This is a genomic window from Actinotalea ferrariae CF5-4 (assembly GCF_000603945.1).
In the GTDB taxonomy this organism is placed as follows: Bacteria; Actinomycetota; Actinomycetes; order Actinomycetales; family Cellulomonadaceae; genus Actinotalea; species Actinotalea ferrariae.
The window spans coordinates 1-17,148 of the sequence record NZ_AXCW01000095.1; the positions used below are offsets into that span (position 1 = coordinate 1).

Consider the following 17,148-nt stretch of genomic DNA (forward strand, 5'->3'; position numbering starts at 1 on the left):
TCACGTCAGCCTGACGCACAGGGATCCCACTCCTCGAGGTTCCCCGTCGCGACTGTGTAGTGGGCGAGCAGCAGTGCGTACTCCGCTGCGGCGATGGCGCCTGCCTCGTCGGCCTGGTTCATCTCGGGAGGCCGGACCGGTGCGATGACGGGTTCGGCGGTGGGGACGGGAGTAGCTGTCGGCGCGGCTGTCTCGGTGCGCTCGGCTGTGGGGCTGGCGGCCGGTTCGGGTTGGTCGGCCCCGGTGGTGCAGCCGGTCAGGGCAAGGAGTCCGGCCAGTAGTGCGAGCCGACCTCGTCCTGGTCGGTGCGCGCGCGGACCACTGTGAAACGCCCCCTGTCTCATGCGCTCGGACCTTAGCGGGACGCGTGCTCGCTGCGAAGGGGCTTTCCACAGCGGTGCCGCGGGCGGCTCGAGGGCCGCGGGCAGGCGGTCAGGTCGTGTCGGTGGCCTGTGATGGGATCGTCGCCGTGCCGCTGACCCTCCTCCCGCCGCCGCCCGCGCCGCGGTCACCCGTGCTGGACGATGTGCAGCGCGTGGTGCTCGCGCACCGGGGCCCGGCCCTCCTGGTCCGCGGGGCGGCGGGCAGCGGGAAGACGTCGACGGCGCTCGCCCTGGCGGCGGACCGGGTGTCGTCCGGTGCGCTTGCCCCGGAGGACGTGCTGCTCATCGCGCCGACCCGTCGGGCGGCGGCGCGCCTGCGTGACCAGCTGTCGGCACGGCTGGCACGGACCACCGGACAACCGGTCGTCCGGACCGCCCCGTCGGCGGCCTTCTCGATCCTGCGGGCCCGGGCCGCCCTGCTCGGCGAGCCGCCGCCGGCGCTGATCACCGGTCCGGAGCAGGACCAGGTGCTCGCCGACCTGCTGGAGGGCCACGCTGCGGGTGAGGGGGCGGCGGTCCGGTGGCCGCCGTCGGTCCCGGCGGAGGCGCTGGGAGTGCGTGCCTTCCGCGACGAGCTGCGTGACCTGCTGATGCGTGCCGCTGAGCGAGGGCTCCGACCGGAGGACCTCGAGCGCCTCGGTCGGCGCCACGGCAGGCCCGAGTGGGTGGCCGCCGCGACCGTCTACGCCGAGTACCTGGCCGTGACGCGCCTGAGGACGGGCACACCGGACCTCGGGAGTCGATTCGACCCGGCCGTCGTCGTGGACGAGGCGGCGGAAGCCCTGCGTGCGTGGGAGTCGGAGGTCCCCGCGTCCGCCCGTCCTCGCTGGTCCCTCGTCGTCGTCGACGACTACCAGGAGGCGACGGCGGCGACCGCCCGACTGCTGCACGCCGTGGTGGAGGACGGGGCGGACCTCGTCCTGCTGGCCGACCCGGACAGCGCCGTCCAGACCTTCCGGGGCGCCACGCCCGGGCTGGTCGACCGGGCGTCCATCGGTCCGGTCGCCAGTGAGCTCGGGGCGTTCGCGGCGGAGGAGCTGACGCTGCCCTACGTCCACCGGCACGGTGCCGCCGTGCGTGCGGCGGTCGGCGCCGTCACCCGGCACATCCACGGACCCGACCGCGCCACCCGGTCGGCCTCGGCTCCCGACGACCGGCCGCCCGGCGAGGTCCGGGTCGCGCTGCTGCGGTCCCCGGCGCAGGAGGCCGCCTACGTCGCCTACCTCCTCCGGTCCGCCCGGCTCCACGACGACCTCCCGTGGAACCGGATGGCCGTCGTCGTGCGCTCCGGTGCCCAGGTCGGGGAGCTGCGTCGCGCCCTGCTGGGTGCCCAGGTCCCCGTGACGGTGACCGGCAGCGACGTGCCGTTGCGCGCCGAGCCTGCCGTCCGACCCCTGCTGCTCGCGGCGTCGTGCGCCGTCGCCGAGACGGCGCCCGCCGCGGAGGACGTCGCAGCGCTCCTCACCTCGCCGATCGGCGGGCTGGACTCCGTCGGGCTCCGCCGGCTGAGGCGGACGCTGCGGGCTGAGGAGGTCGCACTGGGAGGTGGGCGGGCCAGCGACGCCCTGCTGGCGGAGCTGCTCACCGACGCCGACCGTGTGGACGCCCTGCCGCCTGCGGTGCGTCGTCCCGTGCGACGGGTCGTCGACGTCCTCCAGGCAGGCGCCGGTGCGGCACGGTCGCCCGGGGCCACGGTGCTGGACGTGCTGTGGGCCGTGTGGGAGACCTGCGGCTCGGCCGAGCCCTGGCGGCGCACGGCGCTGGCGGGCGGCCCGGGCGGGGCACGCGCTGACCGTGACCTCGACGCCGTGCTGGCGCTCTTCAAGGCGGCGGAGCAGTTCGTCGACCGCCTCCCGCAGGCGCCCGTCACCGCGTTCCTCGACCACCTGCAGGCGCAGGATTTGCCCGCCGACACGTTGGCAGCTCAGGGCGACGCCACCCAGGCGGTGTCGCTGCTGACCGCCGCAGGTGCCGCCGGCGGGGAGTGGGACCTCGTGGTCGTGGCCGGCGTCCAGGAGGGGACGTGGCCGGACCTGCGCCTGCGTGACTCGATGCTCGGCGCCCAGCAGCTCGTGGACGTCCTGGCCGGCCGTGCGACACCAGGCACCCACGACGCCACCGCCGCACGCGCAGCAGTCCTCGACGACGAGCTGCGGGCCTTCGCCGTGGCCGTGTCCCGCGCGACCCGGCGCCTCGTCGTCACGGCGGTCGATGACGCGGACCACCAGCCCTCCGCCTTCCTCGACCTGGTGGACCCCGAGCCGGATGACGAGGTCGACCGCGACCGCCACGTGACCGTCCCGGGGGCCCTCGACCTGCGCGGCGCCGTCGCCCGGTGCCGAGCGGTTCTCGAGCAGCAGGCGGACGGCGACGCCGCAGCGGACCATCGAGCTGCCGCGCTGCTCGCCCGTTTGGCGCGGGAGGAGGTCCCCGGAGCCCACCCGGACCAGTGGATCGGCGTGCGAGCCCTCTCGACCGAAGCCCCGCTGTGGGAGCCCGGTGCCACGGTGACCCTGTCGCCCTCGCGTTTGGAGTCGGTCTCCACCTGCGCGCTGCGGTGGGCGCTGGAGGAGGCCGGCGGTCGGCCGGGGCAGTCGGGGGAGCAGTCCCTCGGGACCCTGCTGCACGAGGTCGCCGCGGCGGTACCGGACGGTGACGCCGAGCGCCTCCGTCAGGAGCTCGACCGGCTCTGGCCGCGACTCGGCCTCGCGGAGGGCTGGATCGGTGCCGCCCAGCGGCGGCGGGCCGAGAAGATGCTGGACCACCTCGGCCGGTACCTGCGCGCCGGGCACGAGGTCGCCGCCGTCGAGCAGGAGTTCCGTGTGGACCTGGGCGGCGTGGTCCTCCGTGGAGCGGTCGACCGCCTGGAGCGGGTCGGGACCGACGACGACGGCGTCGCGCTGGTCCGCGTGGTCGACCTCAAGACCGGCCGCACCGCTGCCACCCAGGCCCAGACCGAGCGGCACGCGCAGCTCGGCGCGTACCAGGCTGCCATCGAGGCCGGGGCCTTCGAGGAGGTCCTCGGCGGCCCCGCCCGCAGTGCGGGCGCCTCGCTGGTGTACGTCGGCACGGTCAACAAGTCCCCCGCCGTGAAGGAGCAGACGGCCCTGCGGGACGACGCCGAGCCCGGCTGGGCCGAGGCGCTCGTCGAGGAGGTGGCCGCCACGGTGAGCCGATCGGTCATGGCCGCCCGAGAGAACGCGCTGTGCCGCGTCTGCCCCGTCCGTCGGTCGTGCCCCGTCCAGGACGAGGGTCGGACGGTGGGGGCATGAGCGTCACGGCCGAGCTCCTCGGCGCTGCCCAGATCGCCGCGCGGCTCGGCCAGCACGCCCCGACCCCCGAGCAGGCCGCCGTCATCGAGGCACCGCTGGAACCCCTCCTCGTCGTGGCCGGCGCGGGCTCGGGCAAGACCGAGACCATGTCCGCGCGCGTCGTCCACCTCATCGCCAACGGTCTGGTCGAACCGGACCGCATCCTGGGTCTGACCTTCACCCGCAAGGCGGCGGGCGAGCTCTCCGACCGGGTCCGTCGGCGCCTGCGGATGCTGCGGCGCCGGGGCATCGGGGCAGACGGCTCCGCCCTCGTGGCCCCCACGATCTCCACCTACAACTCGTACGCCTCCGGCCTGGTGGGTGATCACGCGCTGCGGCTCGGCATCGAGCCGGGCTCCCGGCTCCTCGGCGAGGCCGCACGCTGGCAGCTCGCCTACGACGTCGTCGAGCACTGGGCGGTCGACCTCGGCCTGGACCTCGCGCCCTCGACCGTCACCGCCGCCGTCCTGGACCTCGCCGGCGCCCTGGGGGAGCACCTGTGCGAGCCGGAGGCGCTCCGTGCCGAGGCCGAGCGTCTGGTCGAGGTCCTGGTGTCCGTCCCGCCCGGGGACAGGCCCCGCGCCGGTCACCGCACCGACGTGGACAAGGTGGTGGGCTCGCTGCGGGACCGGGCGGCCCTGGTCGACCTCGTGGTGGAGTTCACCGCCCGCAAGAGGGCCCACGACCTCGTCGACTTCTCCGACCAGGTCGCGATCGCCGCCCGGTTAGCGCAGGAGGTGCCCGAGGTGGGACGGGCCGAGCGGGACCGGTTCGCCGTCGTGCTGCTCGACGAGTACCAGGACACCTCGGTCGCTCAGCTCCAGCTCCTCGGGCACCTGTTCGGCGGTGCCGGCGACGGCCTCGGTCATGCCGTGACCGCCGTAGGCGACCCCCACCAGTCCATCTACGGCTGGCGGGGAGCCAGTGCGGGAGGGCTCGAGCGGTTCCCCGACCAGTTCCCCGCCCGCACCGCCGACGGGACGAGGCCGGCCCGCGTCCTGGCCCTGTCCACGTCGTGGCGCAACGACCACGCGGTGCTCGCCGCGGCGAACGTCGTCGCGGGTCCGCTGCGGGACGCTTCCCGGGCCGTCGACCTGCCGGTCCTGGCAGCCCGGCCCGGCGCCAGGGGCGGAGAGGTCGCGGTGGCGATGCACGCGACCGTGGAGGAGGAGGCGCGTGCGGTCGCCGAGTTCGTGGCGACCCGCCGCGCCCTCCTCACCGCGCGCCGCGAGGGACAGGCCGCACCCGACGACGGAGGCCCCGAGCCCGTGACCGCCGCGGTGCTGTGCCGGAAGCGCTCGCAGTTCGGGCTCCTGGACGCGGCGCTGCGGGAGGCGGGGCTGCCGGTCGAGGTCGTCGGCCTCGGTGGTCTGCTCAGCACGCCCGAGGTGGTCGACCTCGTGGCCGCGCTCGAGGTCGTCCACGACCCGGCGCGCGGCGACTCGCTGATGCGCCTGCTCACCGGACCGCGACTGCGGCTCGGCGCGGCGGACCTCGTCGCACTGGGGGACTGGGCGGGCGAGCAGGTCCGCCGGTCGCGGCGCGCTGCGGAGCGCCGGGACCGCTCGACCGAGCCGGCAGCGTCCGGGCAGGCCGAGGGCTCGACCGCGACGGCGCCGACCCAGGACCCCCCGCACCCGGAGGCGGGGCGCGCGGTCGACGACCGGGACGGCTCCCCGGGCGGGTCCGCCCCGGAGCCGGACGTCGTCGACGACCGGAGCATCGTCGACGCGCTGGACGAGCTGCCGCCGGCGGGATGGACCAGTGCTCGGGGTCGGTCGCTGTCCGGGCCGGGGCGTGCGCGGCTGGCCGAGCTCTCCGCCGTTCTGCGCGCGCTCCGCCAGCAGGCCTTCCTCCCCGTCGTGGACCTCGTCGCCGAGACGGAACGCATGCTGGGCCTGGACATCGAGGTCGCGGCGGTCCCGGGCCGGGGCGCTGCCGCCGCGCGGGCGAACCTCGACGCGTTCCGCGCGGTCGCGGCCTCGTTCAGCGACTCCGCCGACGTCACCGGCGTCGGCGCCTTCCTGGCCTGGCTCGACGCCGCGCAGACCGAGGAGCGGGGCCTCGAGGCGCCCGTCGCGGAGATGGACCCTGCCGCCGTGCAGCTGCTCACCGTGCACGCGTCGAAGGGCCTGGAGTGGGACGTCGTCGCGGTCCCCGGCCTCGTCGAGGGCACCTTCCCCGACAAGCCCAAGACGCACGGGTGGATCACCGAGCGGGGGAGCCTGCCGACCACGCTGCGGGGAGACCGCGACAACCTCCCGGAGCTGCGGCTCAGCGGCGTCCAGGACCTCGCCGACCTCCACGGCCGGCTCGAGACCTTCAAGGTCGACAACGCGGCGCACCTGCGTCAGGAGGAGCGTCGCCTCGCCTACGTCGCCGTCACCCGCGCGCGCTCCCACCTGCTGCTGACGGGCTCGTGGTGGCGTGACGGCAGCAGGCCGACGACGTCCGCGCCATTCCTCGAGGAGGTCGCCGAGTCCGAGCCGGTCGCCGCGGCCGAGCCGATCCGCGTGAAGCGCCTCGCCTGGGCGCCGTCGCCGACCGACGACGCCGCGGGCCAGCGACCCGTCAAGCCGGAGGTGCCGGAGGTCGACCCGCCGACGTGGCCGATCGTCGCGCCGCTGGGCGTCGAGCGCACGGCACGGGTAGGCCGGGCTGCCAGGGCGGTCCTCGCCGCCCTGGCGCGCGACGCCCAGGAGCTACCTGGCTCCTCGCCCGGGAGGCAGGCCGGGGCCGACGGCGACGGCACCGCCGGGCCCGGCAGACAGGCCGGGGGCGACGGCGACGGCACCGCCGATCTCGACGACCTCGGCGACCTCGCCCACCTCGAGGGCCTCGTCGAGGTGCTGCTGGCCGAGCGCCGCCGACGCCGGGCGGAGCGGTCCTCCGTGACCTTGCCTGCCCATCTGTCCGCCTCCGCCGTGGTCCGGCTCGCCGACGACCGCGAGCAGTTCGCCCGACAGCTGCGGCGGCCGGTGCCGACCGCGCCTTCCGTCCACGCTCGGCGCGGCACCGCCTTCCACGCCTGGGTGGAGCAGTGGTACGGCCGGGCGGCGCTGGTGGACCTCGACGCCCTGCCGGGCGCGGACGACGACTCCTCGCCGCTGGACCCGGTGCTGGCCGACCTTCAGCGCACCTTCCTGGAGTCCGAGTGGGCCGGACGGACGCCGCTCGCCATCGAGGTGGATGTCGAGACGCCGGTCGGCGGCCTCGTGGTCCGCTCGCGGATCGACGCCGTCTTCCCCGAGCCGGACGGTGGCGTCGTCGTCGTCGACTGGAAGACCGGACGACCGCCCACCGACCCGGCTGCCCTCCGGACCCGGGAGCTCCAGCTCGCGCTCTACCGGCTGGCATGGGCGAGGTGGCGCGGGCTGCCGCTGGAGCAGGTCCGGGCGGGGTTCTACTACGTCGGCAGCGGGGAGACGCTCCGGCCTGCCGCACTGCCCGACGTGGACGAGCTCGAGGAGGTGATCCGCGGCGGGACCTGGACCCCGTGACTCAGGCGCGGGTCGACCCGCCCGCGACGTCGCCGTCGTCATCGGGGCCGACAGGGCGGAGGTCGTCGTCGGAGGTCTCGGACGTCTCGCTCGGGAGGGAGTCGGCGTCCGTGTCCGCGTCCGCCTCCGCGTCCGCTTCCGGGGTCGCGTCCGTGACCGCGTCCCCGTCCCCGTGCGGGGCCGCGTCGGGTTCCGGCGCGTCCCCCGGCTCGGGGCCCGCATCGTCCGCCGGCGCGGGCAGCGCCCAACCGCTCACGGGCGGCGGTGGGGGGTCCTCTACGGACGTCTGCTCGTCCAGCTCGACGAGCATCGCGGTCGCGTCGTCGACGATCTCGGGGTCATCCGTCCGGACGCCGTGCAGCAGCCACCGGGCCAGGGCCAGCTCACCGGCCAGGAGCGCGCGGTCGGCGAGGTGCCGGTCGCGCAGCTCCGTCCGGTGCAGGTTGTAGGCCTCGAGGATCGGGTCCACCGCCTCCTGCGGTGCGGCGACGAGGAGCCACGCGAGGTCGTCGGCGGGGTCCGCCACCTTGGCATCCGACCAGCCGAGCACGCCGGTCAGCCGCTCGCCGCGGCACAGCACGTGCTCGCTGGACAGGTCCCCGTGCACGACGGTCGGCTGGAAGCGCCACACCGCGACGTCCTCCAGGGCGTGCTCCCACCGACGCAGCAGCCCGCCCGGCACGCGACCGGTGCGCGCCGCCTCGTCCACCTCGGCCAGTCGCCGCTGCCGGTACGCCTCCGCCTCGTAGACGGGCATCCCGGCGTCCTCGACCGTCGACAGCGGCAGCTGGTGCAGGGCGGCGACAGCGCGGCCGACGTCGGCGGCCAGACCCGGCCCGGGGCCGAGCCGCTCGAGCGGCAGCGGCCGCCCGGGCAGCAGCGGGTGCACCATCGCCCGGCCACCCTCGGGCAGGTGGACGAAGCCGGTCGGCCGAGGGACCTCGAACGGCAGCCGGTCCGCGTCGACGTGCTCGACCAGCGCACGCAGCAGGGTCGCCTCGGCCTCGAGCGCCGCACCCGCGGCAGCGGTCCGCGGGGCGCGCACGACCCACCGCCGTCCGTCGGCGCCGAGGACGACCGCGGCGTCGACGTCCCCACCGGTCTGGCCGGCCGGACGCACGTCGAACGCGTCGAGACCGGGGACGGCGACCGTCGCCAGGGCGGCGAGGGCGAGGGGAGAGCGCGGCACGCGCCCACGCTACCTGCGAGGACCCCTCGACCGTCGCCGAGGACACACGTCGGCACGGCGTACCGTGATCCGGTGGACTGGACGAGGCTGCCGCTGTCCCGCGCGACCGTCGACCGCGCCGCGTTGCGCCGCGCGGACGCGCGCACGCTGGTCGACGGCTGGTCCGACCCGCGCACCCGTGTCCTGCTCCTGCACGAGGGCCGTCTCGCGGTCGTGGGCGACGGCGACGAGGTCCGCCTGGACCTCCGCCGGCCGGCCGACCTGGGCCCGCTCGCCCCGGACCGCGCCCCCGACGGCGTCCTGCGCCTCTACCTCGGTGAGGACGAGGAGGCCGCGTACCAGGCGGTCGTCCTGCCCGACACCGCGTGGGCCGGGACAGGGACCGTCGACATCGAGGGTGTCCCGACGTCGGCCGACGACCTGGTCGGACGCCTGGTCTGGTCGACCCTGCGGGACGTCGGGCACGCGCTCGGCGACCGGGACGCCGGGCTCGCGGCCACGGCCGTCGGGCTGGCCGCGTGGCACGAGCGCCACCCCCGGTGCGCCCGCTGCGGCGCTCGCACCGAGGCGGAGCTGTCCGGCTGGACGCGGCGCTGCACCGAGGACGGCAGCGAGCACTACCCCCGCACCGACCCCGCCGTGATCATGGCGGTGATCGACGCGGAGGACCGGCTGCTGCTCGGCCACGCGCCGCACTGGCCCGAGCGCCGCTTCTCGACGCTCGCCGGCTACGTCGAGCCCGGTGAGTCCCTCGAGGGCGCGGTCCGCCGCGAGGTCGCGGAGGAGGTCGGCGTCGTCGTCGGCGAGGTGGCCTACCGGGGAAGCCAGCCCTGGCCGTTCCCGGCCTCGCTCATGCTCGCGTTCGTCGCCCGGGCGACCACCACCGAGCTCCGTCTGGACGACGAGGAGATCACCGAGGCGCGCTGGTTCACCCGGGAAGAGCTGACCGCCGCGGTCCGGACCGGCGAGGTGCTGCTGCCGATGCGCACGTCGGTGGCGCGGGCCCTCATCGAGGACTGGCTGGGGGAGCGCATCGGCGGCGAGTGACCGTCGGGCCGACCGGGAGCGCTCGGCCCGGGGACGGCGGACCCGCGCCCGGGGTGCGGGGCACCCCGGGCGGAGGGCGTGAGGTCAGGACAGGCGCGCGCGGACGTCGGCCAGCGAGGGGTTCGTGGCGGCGGTCCCGTCCGGGAACAGCACGGTCGGCACCGTCTGGTTGCCGCCGTTGACCTGCTCGACGAACGCGGCGGCGTCGGGCTGCTCCTCGATGTTCACCTCGGTGTAGGCGATCCCCGCGTCGTCCATCTGCGACTTCAGCCGACGGCAGTAGCCGCACCAGGTGGTCGAGAACATCGTCACGGTGCCGGTCTCGGGGAGGGTCGTCGTCACGTCGTGGTCCCTTCTGGACGGTGGGGCGCCGCGCGGCGGCCGCGACGGGCTGTCGCGGTCCCGGACCGCGCGGGCGCCGGGTCTGTCGTCACCGTAACCACGGGGCCCACGTCCTGCTTCCCGTCCCCTGGCCGGACGGTCCGACGCGGGCCGTGTCGGCGGTGCCTGCGACACTCGTGCCGATGTCCGCCGACGCCCTCCTCGACGCCCTCGACCCCGACCAGCGCGCCGTGGCCCTCGCCCTCACGGGTCCCGTCTGCGTGCTCGCGGGAGCGGGCACCGGCAAGACCCGGGCGATCACCCACCGCATCGCCTACGGGGTGCGGACCGGCACGTACGCGCCCACGAACGTGCTGGCCGTGACGTTCACCGCCCGCGCCGCGGGGGAGATGCGGACGCGCCTGCGCGACCTCGGCGTGGTGGGGGTGCAGGCCCGCACCTTCCACGCCGCCGCGCTGCGCCAGCTCGGGTTCTTCTGGCCGCAGGTGGTCGGCGGCGCGGTGCCGCGCCTCGTCGACCACAAGGCGCGGCTCGTCGCGGAGGCGGCGGCCGGGATCGGTCTGTCGGTCGACCGCCTCGGCGTGCGGGACCTGGCGTCGGAGATCGAGTGGGCGAAGGTCAGCCTGGTGCCCGCGGACGACTACGTGGCCGCCGCCGCGGCCGCGGACCGCCCGCCGCCCGCGGGGTTCGACGCCGCCAGCGTCGCGCGGCTGCTCACGGCCTACGAGGAGGCGAAGTCCGACCGTGGCGTCATCGACTTCGAGGACGTCCTGCTCGTCCTGGCCGGCATCCTCCAGTCCCGTCCCGATGTCGCCGACCAGGTACGGCGCCAGTACCGGCACTTCGTCGTCGACGAGTACCAGGACGTGTCCCCGCTCCAGCAGCACCTCTTGGACCAGTGGCTCGGCGACCGGCACGAGGTCTGCGTCGTGGGCGACCCGAGCCAGACGATCTACTCCTTCACCGGTGCGACCCCGTACCACCTGCTCACGTTCGGCCAGCGGCACCCCGGCGCCCAGGTCGTGCGGCTCGTGCGCGACTACCGCTCGACACCGCAGGTGGTCGACCTGGCGAACCGCACGCTGCGGGCGGCCGGGCGGGACCAGGTCGGTGGCCTCGAGCTCGTCGCCCAGCGTCCGCCCGGTCCCCCGGTGGGCCTCACGGCGTACGACGACGACGAGGCGGAGGCTGCCGGGGTCGCGGCCCGCGTCGGCCGCCTGATCAAGGCGGGGACCCCCGCCCGCGAGGTGGCGGTCCTCTACCGCACCAACGCGCAGTCCGAGGCGTTCGAGCAGGCCCTCGCGGACGCCGGGATCGGCTACCTCGTGCGCGGCGGCGAGCGGTTCTTCGCCCGCAAGGAGGTCCGCGACGGGATGGTGCTGCTCCGCGGCGCCGCCCGCTCGACGGCCGACGAGCCGGTCGGCGAGGCGGTCCGGCACGTCCTGGCCACGGCGGGCTGGTCCGCCGAGGCCCCGGCCGCGCGGGGCGCCCTCCGCGAGCGCTGGGACTCCCTGCAGGCACTGGTCGCCCTGGCCGACGAGGTCGGCAGCCGGGAGGGCGCGACCCTCGTGGACCTCGTCGCCGAGCTCGACGAGCGCGCGTCCGCGCAGCACGCCCCGGCGGTGGACGGGGTCACGCTGGCGTCCCTGCACGCGGCGAAGGGGCTGGAGTGGGACGCGGTGTTCCTCACGGGGCTCAGCGAGGGGCTCGTCCCGATCTCCCTGGCGGAGACGGACGCGGCGGTCGCGGAGGAGCGCCGCCTGCTCTACGTCGGCATCACCCGGGCGCGGGAGCACCTGGAGCTCTCGTGGGCTCGGGCGCGCACGCCGGGCGGCCGGGCGAGCCGGACACGCACCCGATTCCTGGACCGGATCTTCCCCGACGGGGACGCCGGGGGGCGGCGCCGGCCGTCGGCGGCGCGCGTCGAGCGCCCGGTCGACCGGGCCGACGCGGACCCCGTCCTGCTGGACGCCCTGAAGGAGTGGCGGCGCGGAGTGGCCGTCGACAGCCACAAGCCGGCGTGGACGGTGCTCCCGGACGGGTGCCTCGCCGAGGTCGCCGCCACCCGACCCGCATCGACCAGCGAGCTCGCGCGCGTCCGCGGTATCGGACCCGCCAAGATCGACCGCTACGGCCCGTCGCTCCTGGCGATCGTGGCGCGCCACGGCGGCGCCGCGACCCCGGTCTGACCGCGCCGCTCGCCCGCGCGCCCCGTGCGCTCGCCCGCGCGCCCCGTGCCGCTCGCCCGGTCGCACACGGTGGTGGGACCGCGTGCCCTCTCCCGACGGCGGGCGATCCGGCCCTCGACGCATCGATGCAGGTCAGTGGCGTGTCAGGGCAGCGGCAGCGGCCGTTCCGGAATCCGATCGAATAATCGCTTGTGCCGCCTGTCGCGGCGGTCCTAGGGTTTCTCCCGTCCTTGCAGGAGCGGTCCAGCCGAGAGGCCGGGCCCGGATCGAGAGGAGGTGGCAGTGATGGAGAAGCAGATCCCGATGACCGGTTGGTACCGCGACGTGCGCATCGCGCCCACCGCCGCCTCGATCCAGGGGACGGGTGTGCCCGCAGCCGGACGCGACGCGTCCCGCCTCCGCGGCCTTGCCGGCGGCGCCAGCCGTCTCGGCACCCCGACCTTCACGACCGACTCCGTACCCAGGGCTCACCGGGTCTGACCGACCCGAGCAGCACAGGCCGCGGAGTCCACTCGGGACCCGCGGCCTTCGTCTTCCCACCCCAGGGGTGGTCACGAGGGTCCGCCGTCCCGGCGAGAACCAGCTGACCCATCTCCACACCCGGGAGGACCTCGTGCGGCTCACCACGCTGCTCGACACGCTGAACCAGGGCGGATCCGGCCCTTGGCCCACCCCGACGCCCACCGCCACCGAGGCGGACACCTTCGACCAGCTGGTCGCGACCCTCATCCCGTGCAGGGAGCACGACGCCGAGCTGTGGTTCGCCGAGTCCACGGCCGACGTGGAGCTCGCGAAGTCCCTCTGCCAGGAGTGCCCGCTGCGCGAGGGCTGCCTCGCCGGCGCCGTCGACCGCGAGGAGCCGTGGGGTGTCTGGGGTGGCGAGGTCTTCGTCGGCGGTGTCGTCGTCCCGCGCAAGCGGGGCCGCGGCCGACCGCGCAAGGACGAGTCCGCCGCCCCGGCGGCGTGACGCCCAGGAGAGCCCCCGACCGTCAGCGAACCGCTGACGGTCGGGGGCTCCGTCGTGTCACGGCGGGAGCGTCGTGCAGCCGCACCCCGGGTGCGTGCCCCAGGTCAGGGAGCGGGGCACGACGTCGGGCAGGCGCACCTCGAGCGCCGTCCCCGTCGCGGCGGTGCCGCGGCGGTCCAGGTGCGCGAGGCACTGGGCCGCGGCGAGGCCGGCACCCACGGCGGCGAGCGTGACCTCCTCGCCGCCGAGCAAGGACGACCGGCTCGCGACGAGCTGGGCGGCCAGGGCCGGCCAGCGCTCGTCCCGGTCCGCCCGGTGCAGCTCCAGGCACCGCAGGCAGGGCCCGTCACCGGGACGCACGAGGGGCCCGACCAGCACCGACGCCTCGCGGATCACCACGGACAGGTGGGGGACGCCGTCCGCGAGGAGGTCGCGGTGGCGGACCGGGTCCGCGACGTGGTGCTCGACCAGGACCACCAGTGCCGGCGGCCGGCTGGTGCGCGTGAGTCGGACCCCGGGGACGGCGTCGTGCAGGACGCGAGCCGCCGCACCGACCCGCGACGAGCCGACGTCCTGCGCGCCGTAGCCGCCCACCTCGACGTCCCCCGGGGCGACGGGTGCCGGGTCCACGAGGTCCAGGTTGCCGACGCCGCCGGTGGCGAGCGCCGCGGCGATGCGGAGCCCGACGCGACCCAGGCCCTCCACGCGGACGGCCTCCCGTGTGCGCTCGTCGGGTCCCGCGCCCGGTCCGTCCACGAGGGACCAGGCCAGCGCGTCCGGCGTCGTCGGGCGGGGTGTTGCCGGGTCCACCAGGAGCGCCGCGCGCCGGAGGTGACCGATGACGGCCTCGACCTCGTCCGTCGGGGTGCCGGCCGCATCGAGGCGGCTCCGAAGCAGCCGGACGTCGCTGCCCGAGGGCAGGCCGGCCAGCGCGCGGGCGGCCGCGGGGCTGAGGTCGGTCAGGGCGGTGCTCCACCGGGGGTCCGTGCCGACCTGGAGCTCCGTGAGCCCGCGCCACAGCACCGGCAGCCCGCCTCGTAGTCGCACCGTGTCCCCCTCCGTCGGGGACCAGGGTGGCTCACGGAGACCGCTCGCCCCGGTTGTCCACAGGTGCGGGTGGCCGACCCGTGCGGGGCCGGGCGTTCAGCGGCAGACCTCGCGGGTCGCCCACGGCGCAGAGGGCCGGACGTGCAGCTGCAGGACGTGCAGGTGCCGGACGTGCGGCGTGCCCGCTGTCCAGGGCGCCGGACATGCAGAAGGCGGCCCACCCGCGGACGGGGGCCGCCTTCTGCAGCGCTGGTGTCAGCTCGTGTCAGGCCTTGCCGAGGATCCGGTTCAGCTTGGTGCTGCACACGGGGCAGGTGCCCTTCGCCATCCGGCGCCCGTTGGCGACGACGACATCGCCCTCGGCCTCGCGCTTCTCCTTGCACTTCACGCAGTAGAACTCGCCCTTGTAGGTCTCGGCCATGAGGTTCTCCTTCGACATCTGGCGTACCGGACGTGGAATCACCCGGCCGGTCGTGAGCCCGGGGGCAGATCCTGCCCCCGGTGTCCTCACGCGTCCGACAGCGTAGTGCGCGCGTGCGGGGATGTCCGATCGGGCGTGCTCGGCGCGTCCACGCGTGTCGCGGCCGCTCCCGGGTCACCGGTGGTGTCGGTGCCGCGCGCTACGGTGGGCCCGTGCCCCACGACGACGTGCCGGTCGCACCCGCGTCCGGACCGCACCTGCGCCCTGCCGCAGCTCCGGGCGCGCCCCCGCGCCGAGCGGTCGCCGCAGCGATGGGCCGGCGGCAGGCGGCGTCACCGGACGCGGAGCCGGGCGACGCTCCCGCGGGTCGGGAGGGCGCGGAGGCGCCGGTGGAGGTCCGCCGCAGCGCGCGACGCGTCCGGACCGTCACGGCCTTCCGGGAGAACGGGCGCACGGTCGTGGCCATCCCCGCGCGCTTCACGGTCGCGCAGGAGCGCGAGTGGGTGCGGCGGATGGTCTCCAAGCTGGAGGCGCAGGACCGGCGCCGACGGCCGTCGGACGACCGTCTCGCTACCCGCGCCGCCGAGCTCTCCCGCCGGTACCTGGGCGGCCAGGCCCGTCCCACGAGCGTGGCGTGGTCGACCAACCAGGGCCGGCGCTGGGGCTCGTGCACCCCGTCCGACGGGACGATCCGCATCTCCGACCGCGTCCGCGGCATGCCGGGATGGGTCCTGGACTACGTGCTGGTCCACGAGCTGGCGCACCTCATCCACCACGGGCACGGCCAGGACTTCTGGGCGGCGGTCGCCGCGTACCCGCGCACCGAGCGGGCCCGCGGGTTCCTCGAGGGCTACGCGTACGCGGCGGACCTCCCGCAGGGCGAGGACGACCTGGACGACGACGGCGCGCCCGACGACCTGGACGACGACGGTCTGCCGGACGACGCCCTGGAGCATGACGGCGCGTCCGACGACGCCCGGGACGGCCCGGGCGTACCCGGCCCCGCGTCAGGGACGGGCGCCGCCGGCTGAGCCGTCGTCGTCGGAGCCGTCCTCGCCGGGGCGGCTGTCGTCCGACCTGCCCTCCTCGGGGTCGCCCTCGGACGCGCCCTCCCCGGACGCCGTGAGCTCCTGCGACGACGGGGTGCCCGCGTCGCTCTCCTCGAAGATCTCCGCCAGCGCCCGGTCGAGGTCGGCGTGCTCCGTGCGGTCCTCGGCCCGACGCCGGGCGTAGCCGGACGGGTCGTCGAGGTCCTCGGCGGTCGGCATGAGGTCCGGGTGGTCCCACACGGCCTCGCGTGCCGCGGGACCGCCGTCGGCGGCGATCTGCGCCCATAGCCGGGCGGCGTCGCGCGACCGGCGCGGCCGCAGCTCCAGGCCCACGAGGGTCGCGAAGGTGTCCTCGGCCGGGCCGCCGGCCGCGCGGCGGCGCCGGAGCATCTCGCGCAGGGCCGCGGTGTGCGGCAGGTGCGGCTCGGCCGCCGCGGCGGTCACCTCGTCGACCCACCCCTCGACCAGGGCCAGCGCCGTCTCCAGGCGCGCGAGCACCGCCTGCTGGGCGGGGGTGGTCTGCGGCGCGAAGACCCCGCCGGACAGCGCCTCCTGCAGCGCGGCCGGGTCGGTCGGGTCGATGGACCGCACGGACTCCTCGAGCGTCTCCATGTCGATCGTGATGCCGCGGGCGTAGGCGTCGACGGCCCCGAGGAGGTGCCCGCGCAGCCAGGACACGTGCGCGAAGAGGCGCGCGTGGGCGGCCTCGCGGAGCGCGAGGAAGAGCCGGACCTCGTCCACCGGCACGTCGAGTCCCTCGGCGAACGCGGCGACGTTGCGGGGCACGAGCGCCGTGCCGGCCCCCGGGAGCAGCGGCAGGCCGATGTCCGTCCCGCCGAAGACCTCCCGGGCGAGGGTGCCCGCCGCCTGGCCGACCTGCATGCCGAAGACGGCGCCGCCGACCTTCCGCATCATCTGACCGGCCCCGGCGAGGAGCCCGCTCATGTCGCCCATCGCGCCGCCGAACGGGTCCGTGCCCGTGACGTCGTCGGCCTGGGCGGCCAGGACCGTCGAGAGCGCCTCGGCGACCGACTCGGCGATGGGCTCGGCCAGGGTGCGCCAGGCCGGCATCGTGCTGTGGACCCACTCCGAACGGCTCCACACCTGCACGGGACCGCCCCCGGCGGGCAGCTCCGTCGCCTGGTCCAGCCACAGCTCGGCGACGTGGAGGGCCTCGGTCGCCTCGCGGCGCTGCACCGCGTTGACGGACGGGTCGCCCTCCGCGACCGCGGCCTGACGGGCCAGGTCATGGGCGATCTCCCAGTTGACCGGCTCGTCCCCGGCGGCCGCGAAGAGGCGCTGGACCTGGCCGAACACCTGGCTGAGCGCCGCCGGGTCCGCAGGCAGACCTGCGGCGGCCGCCATCTGGGCGAGGTCGACGGGGTTCCCCTGCGCGTCGGCCATGCCCGGCAGCCCACCCCGCTCGGCGATCTCGCGCAGCACGGCGTCGGCGTCGTCGCCGAGCATCTGGCGCAGGAGCGCCTCCCACTGGGGCGGGACCCCGGGCTGCTCGTCGGGACGGTCGGGGGGCATGCTCATCGGTGGTCCTTCCCTCGGTCGGGCCGGACTCCCACGGTAGACACCTCGGCGCTGCCGCGGGCCGTGGTGGGACGGCACTTCGCTCACGGCGCAGCCCGCACCCGCCGGCGGGCCGGTCGCCGGAGGGCGGTCCTGCCGGTGTGCCGCCGCGCGGGCGGCGCCCG

12 protein-coding genes are annotated in these 17,148 nt (G+C 76.2%); 7 read left to right on the plus strand and 5 right to left on the minus strand.

Annotated elements, in window-relative coordinates:
- The first annotated feature begins 469 nt into the window (after positions 1-469).
- A complete protein-coding gene (locus N866_RS10140; protein ID WP_245612512.1) occupies positions 470-3,655 on the plus strand; it encodes an ATP-dependent helicase in 3,186 nt (1,061 codons plus the stop codon).
- On the plus strand, positions 3,652-7,194 hold the full coding sequence (locus N866_RS10145) for an ATP-dependent helicase (protein WP_034225989.1): 3,543 nt from the start codon (positions 3,652-3,654) through the stop codon (positions 7,192-7,194). The genes N866_RS10140 and N866_RS10145 overlap by 4 nt, the downstream gene beginning before the upstream one ends.
- 1 nt (position 7,195) lies before the next feature.
- Here the strand turns inward: N866_RS10145 and N866_RS10150 are convergent, their stop codons facing one another.
- A complete protein-coding gene (locus tag N866_RS10150; protein WP_081802537.1) occupies positions 7,196-8,383 on the minus strand; it encodes a phosphotransferase in 1,188 nt (395 codons plus the stop codon).
- A gap of 72 nt (positions 8,384-8,455) precedes the next feature.
- Here N866_RS10150 and nudC point away from each other — a divergent pair, with 72 nt between their 5' ends.
- The gene (gene nudC / locus N866_RS10155) at positions 8,456-9,430 is read left to right on the plus strand and encodes an NAD(+) diphosphatase (protein WP_034225992.1); all 975 of its coding nucleotides are present in this window, start codon (positions 8,456-8,458) and stop codon (positions 9,428-9,430) included.
- A gap of 84 nt (positions 9,431-9,514) precedes the next feature.
- Here the strand turns inward: nudC and N866_RS10160 are convergent, their stop codons facing one another.
- The gene (locus tag N866_RS10160; protein WP_052022834.1) at positions 9,515-9,736 is read right to left on the minus strand and encodes a mycoredoxin; all 222 of its coding nucleotides are present in this window, start codon (positions 9,734-9,736) and stop codon (positions 9,515-9,517) included.
- A gap of 218 nt (positions 9,737-9,954) precedes the next feature.
- On the opposite strand from N866_RS10160, the gene N866_RS10165 reads away from it, so the two are divergent.
- The 3 genes from N866_RS10165 to N866_RS10175 all read left to right on the plus strand — a co-directional run bounded on the left by N866_RS10165 (position 9,955) and on the right by N866_RS10175 (position 12,928).
- Entirely contained in the window at positions 9,955-11,961 is a 2,007-nt protein-coding gene (locus N866_RS10165) for an ATP-dependent helicase (RefSeq protein ID WP_034226007.1), read from the plus strand.
- A gap of 285 nt (positions 11,962-12,246) precedes the next feature.
- A complete protein-coding gene (locus N866_RS10170) occupies positions 12,247-12,441 on the plus strand; it encodes a hypothetical protein (RefSeq protein ID WP_155855289.1) in 195 nt (64 codons plus the stop codon).
- Between the two features lie 133 nt (positions 12,442-12,574).
- Positions 12,575-12,928 (plus strand): WhiB family transcriptional regulator, encoded by a 354-nt coding sequence (locus tag N866_RS10175; RefSeq protein WP_034226009.1) that lies wholly within the window; start codon positions 12,575-12,577, stop codon positions 12,926-12,928.
- Between the two features lie 57 nt (positions 12,929-12,985).
- On the opposite strand, the gene N866_RS10180 is transcribed toward N866_RS10175, so the two are convergent.
- Both N866_RS10180 and N866_RS21375 read right to left on the minus strand, forming a co-directional pair.
- Positions 12,986-13,975 carry a ThiF family adenylyltransferase gene (locus N866_RS10180; protein WP_034225999.1) on the minus strand — a complete coding sequence of 330 codons (990 nt, stop codon included), beginning with the start codon at positions 13,973-13,975 and terminating at the stop codon, positions 12,986-12,988.
- A 265-nt stretch (positions 13,976-14,240) separates the two neighbouring features.
- The gene (locus N866_RS21375) at positions 14,241-14,396 is read right to left on the minus strand and encodes a DUF5679 domain-containing protein (RefSeq protein ID WP_216699430.1); all 156 of its coding nucleotides are present in this window, start codon (positions 14,394-14,396) and stop codon (positions 14,241-14,243) included.
- 311 nt (positions 14,397-14,707) lie between these two features.
- On the opposite strand from N866_RS21375, the gene N866_RS10185 reads away from it, so the two are divergent.
- Positions 14,708-15,427: a M48 metallopeptidase family protein gene (locus N866_RS10185; RefSeq protein WP_081802538.1), complete on the plus strand. Its 720-nt coding sequence runs from the start codon at positions 14,708-14,710 to the stop codon at positions 15,425-15,427.
- Here N866_RS10185 and N866_RS10190 read toward each other — a convergent pair.
- Entirely contained in the window at positions 15,404-16,978 is a 1,575-nt protein-coding gene (locus tag N866_RS10190; RefSeq protein WP_081802539.1) for a zinc-dependent metalloprotease, read from the minus strand. The two genes, N866_RS10185 and N866_RS10190, sit on opposite strands and share 24 nt — an antisense overlap.
- Positions 16,979-17,148 lie beyond the last annotated feature (170 nt).

Bases quoted from the DNA above. Each gene is read 5' to 3' on its own strand.
- N866_RS10145 (WP_034225989.1), top strand. From the start codon at position 3,652: ATGAGCGTCACGGCCGAGCTCCTCGGCGCTGCCCAGATCGCCGCGCGG.
- N866_RS10160 (WP_052022834.1), bottom strand. From the start codon at position 9,736: ATGTTCTCGACCACCTGGTGCGGCTACTGCCGTCGGCTGAAGTCGCAG.
- N866_RS10165 (WP_034226007.1), top strand. From the start codon at position 9,955: ATGTCCGCCGACGCCCTCCTCGACGCCCTCGACCCCGACCAGCGCGCC.
- N866_RS10170 (WP_155855289.1), top strand. From the start codon at position 12,247: ATGGAGAAGCAGATCCCGATGACCGGTTGGTACCGCGACGTGCGCATC.
- N866_RS21375 (WP_216699430.1), bottom strand. From the start codon at position 14,396: ATGGCCGAGACCTACAAGGGCGAGTTCTACTGCGTGAAGTGCAAGGAG.
- N866_RS10185 (WP_081802538.1), top strand. From the start codon at position 14,708: ATGGGCCGGCGGCAGGCGGCGTCACCGGACGCGGAGCCGGGCGACGCT.
- N866_RS10190 (WP_081802539.1), bottom strand. From the start codon at position 16,978: ATGCCCCCCGACCGTCCCGACGAGCAGCCCGGGGTCCCGCCCCAGTGG.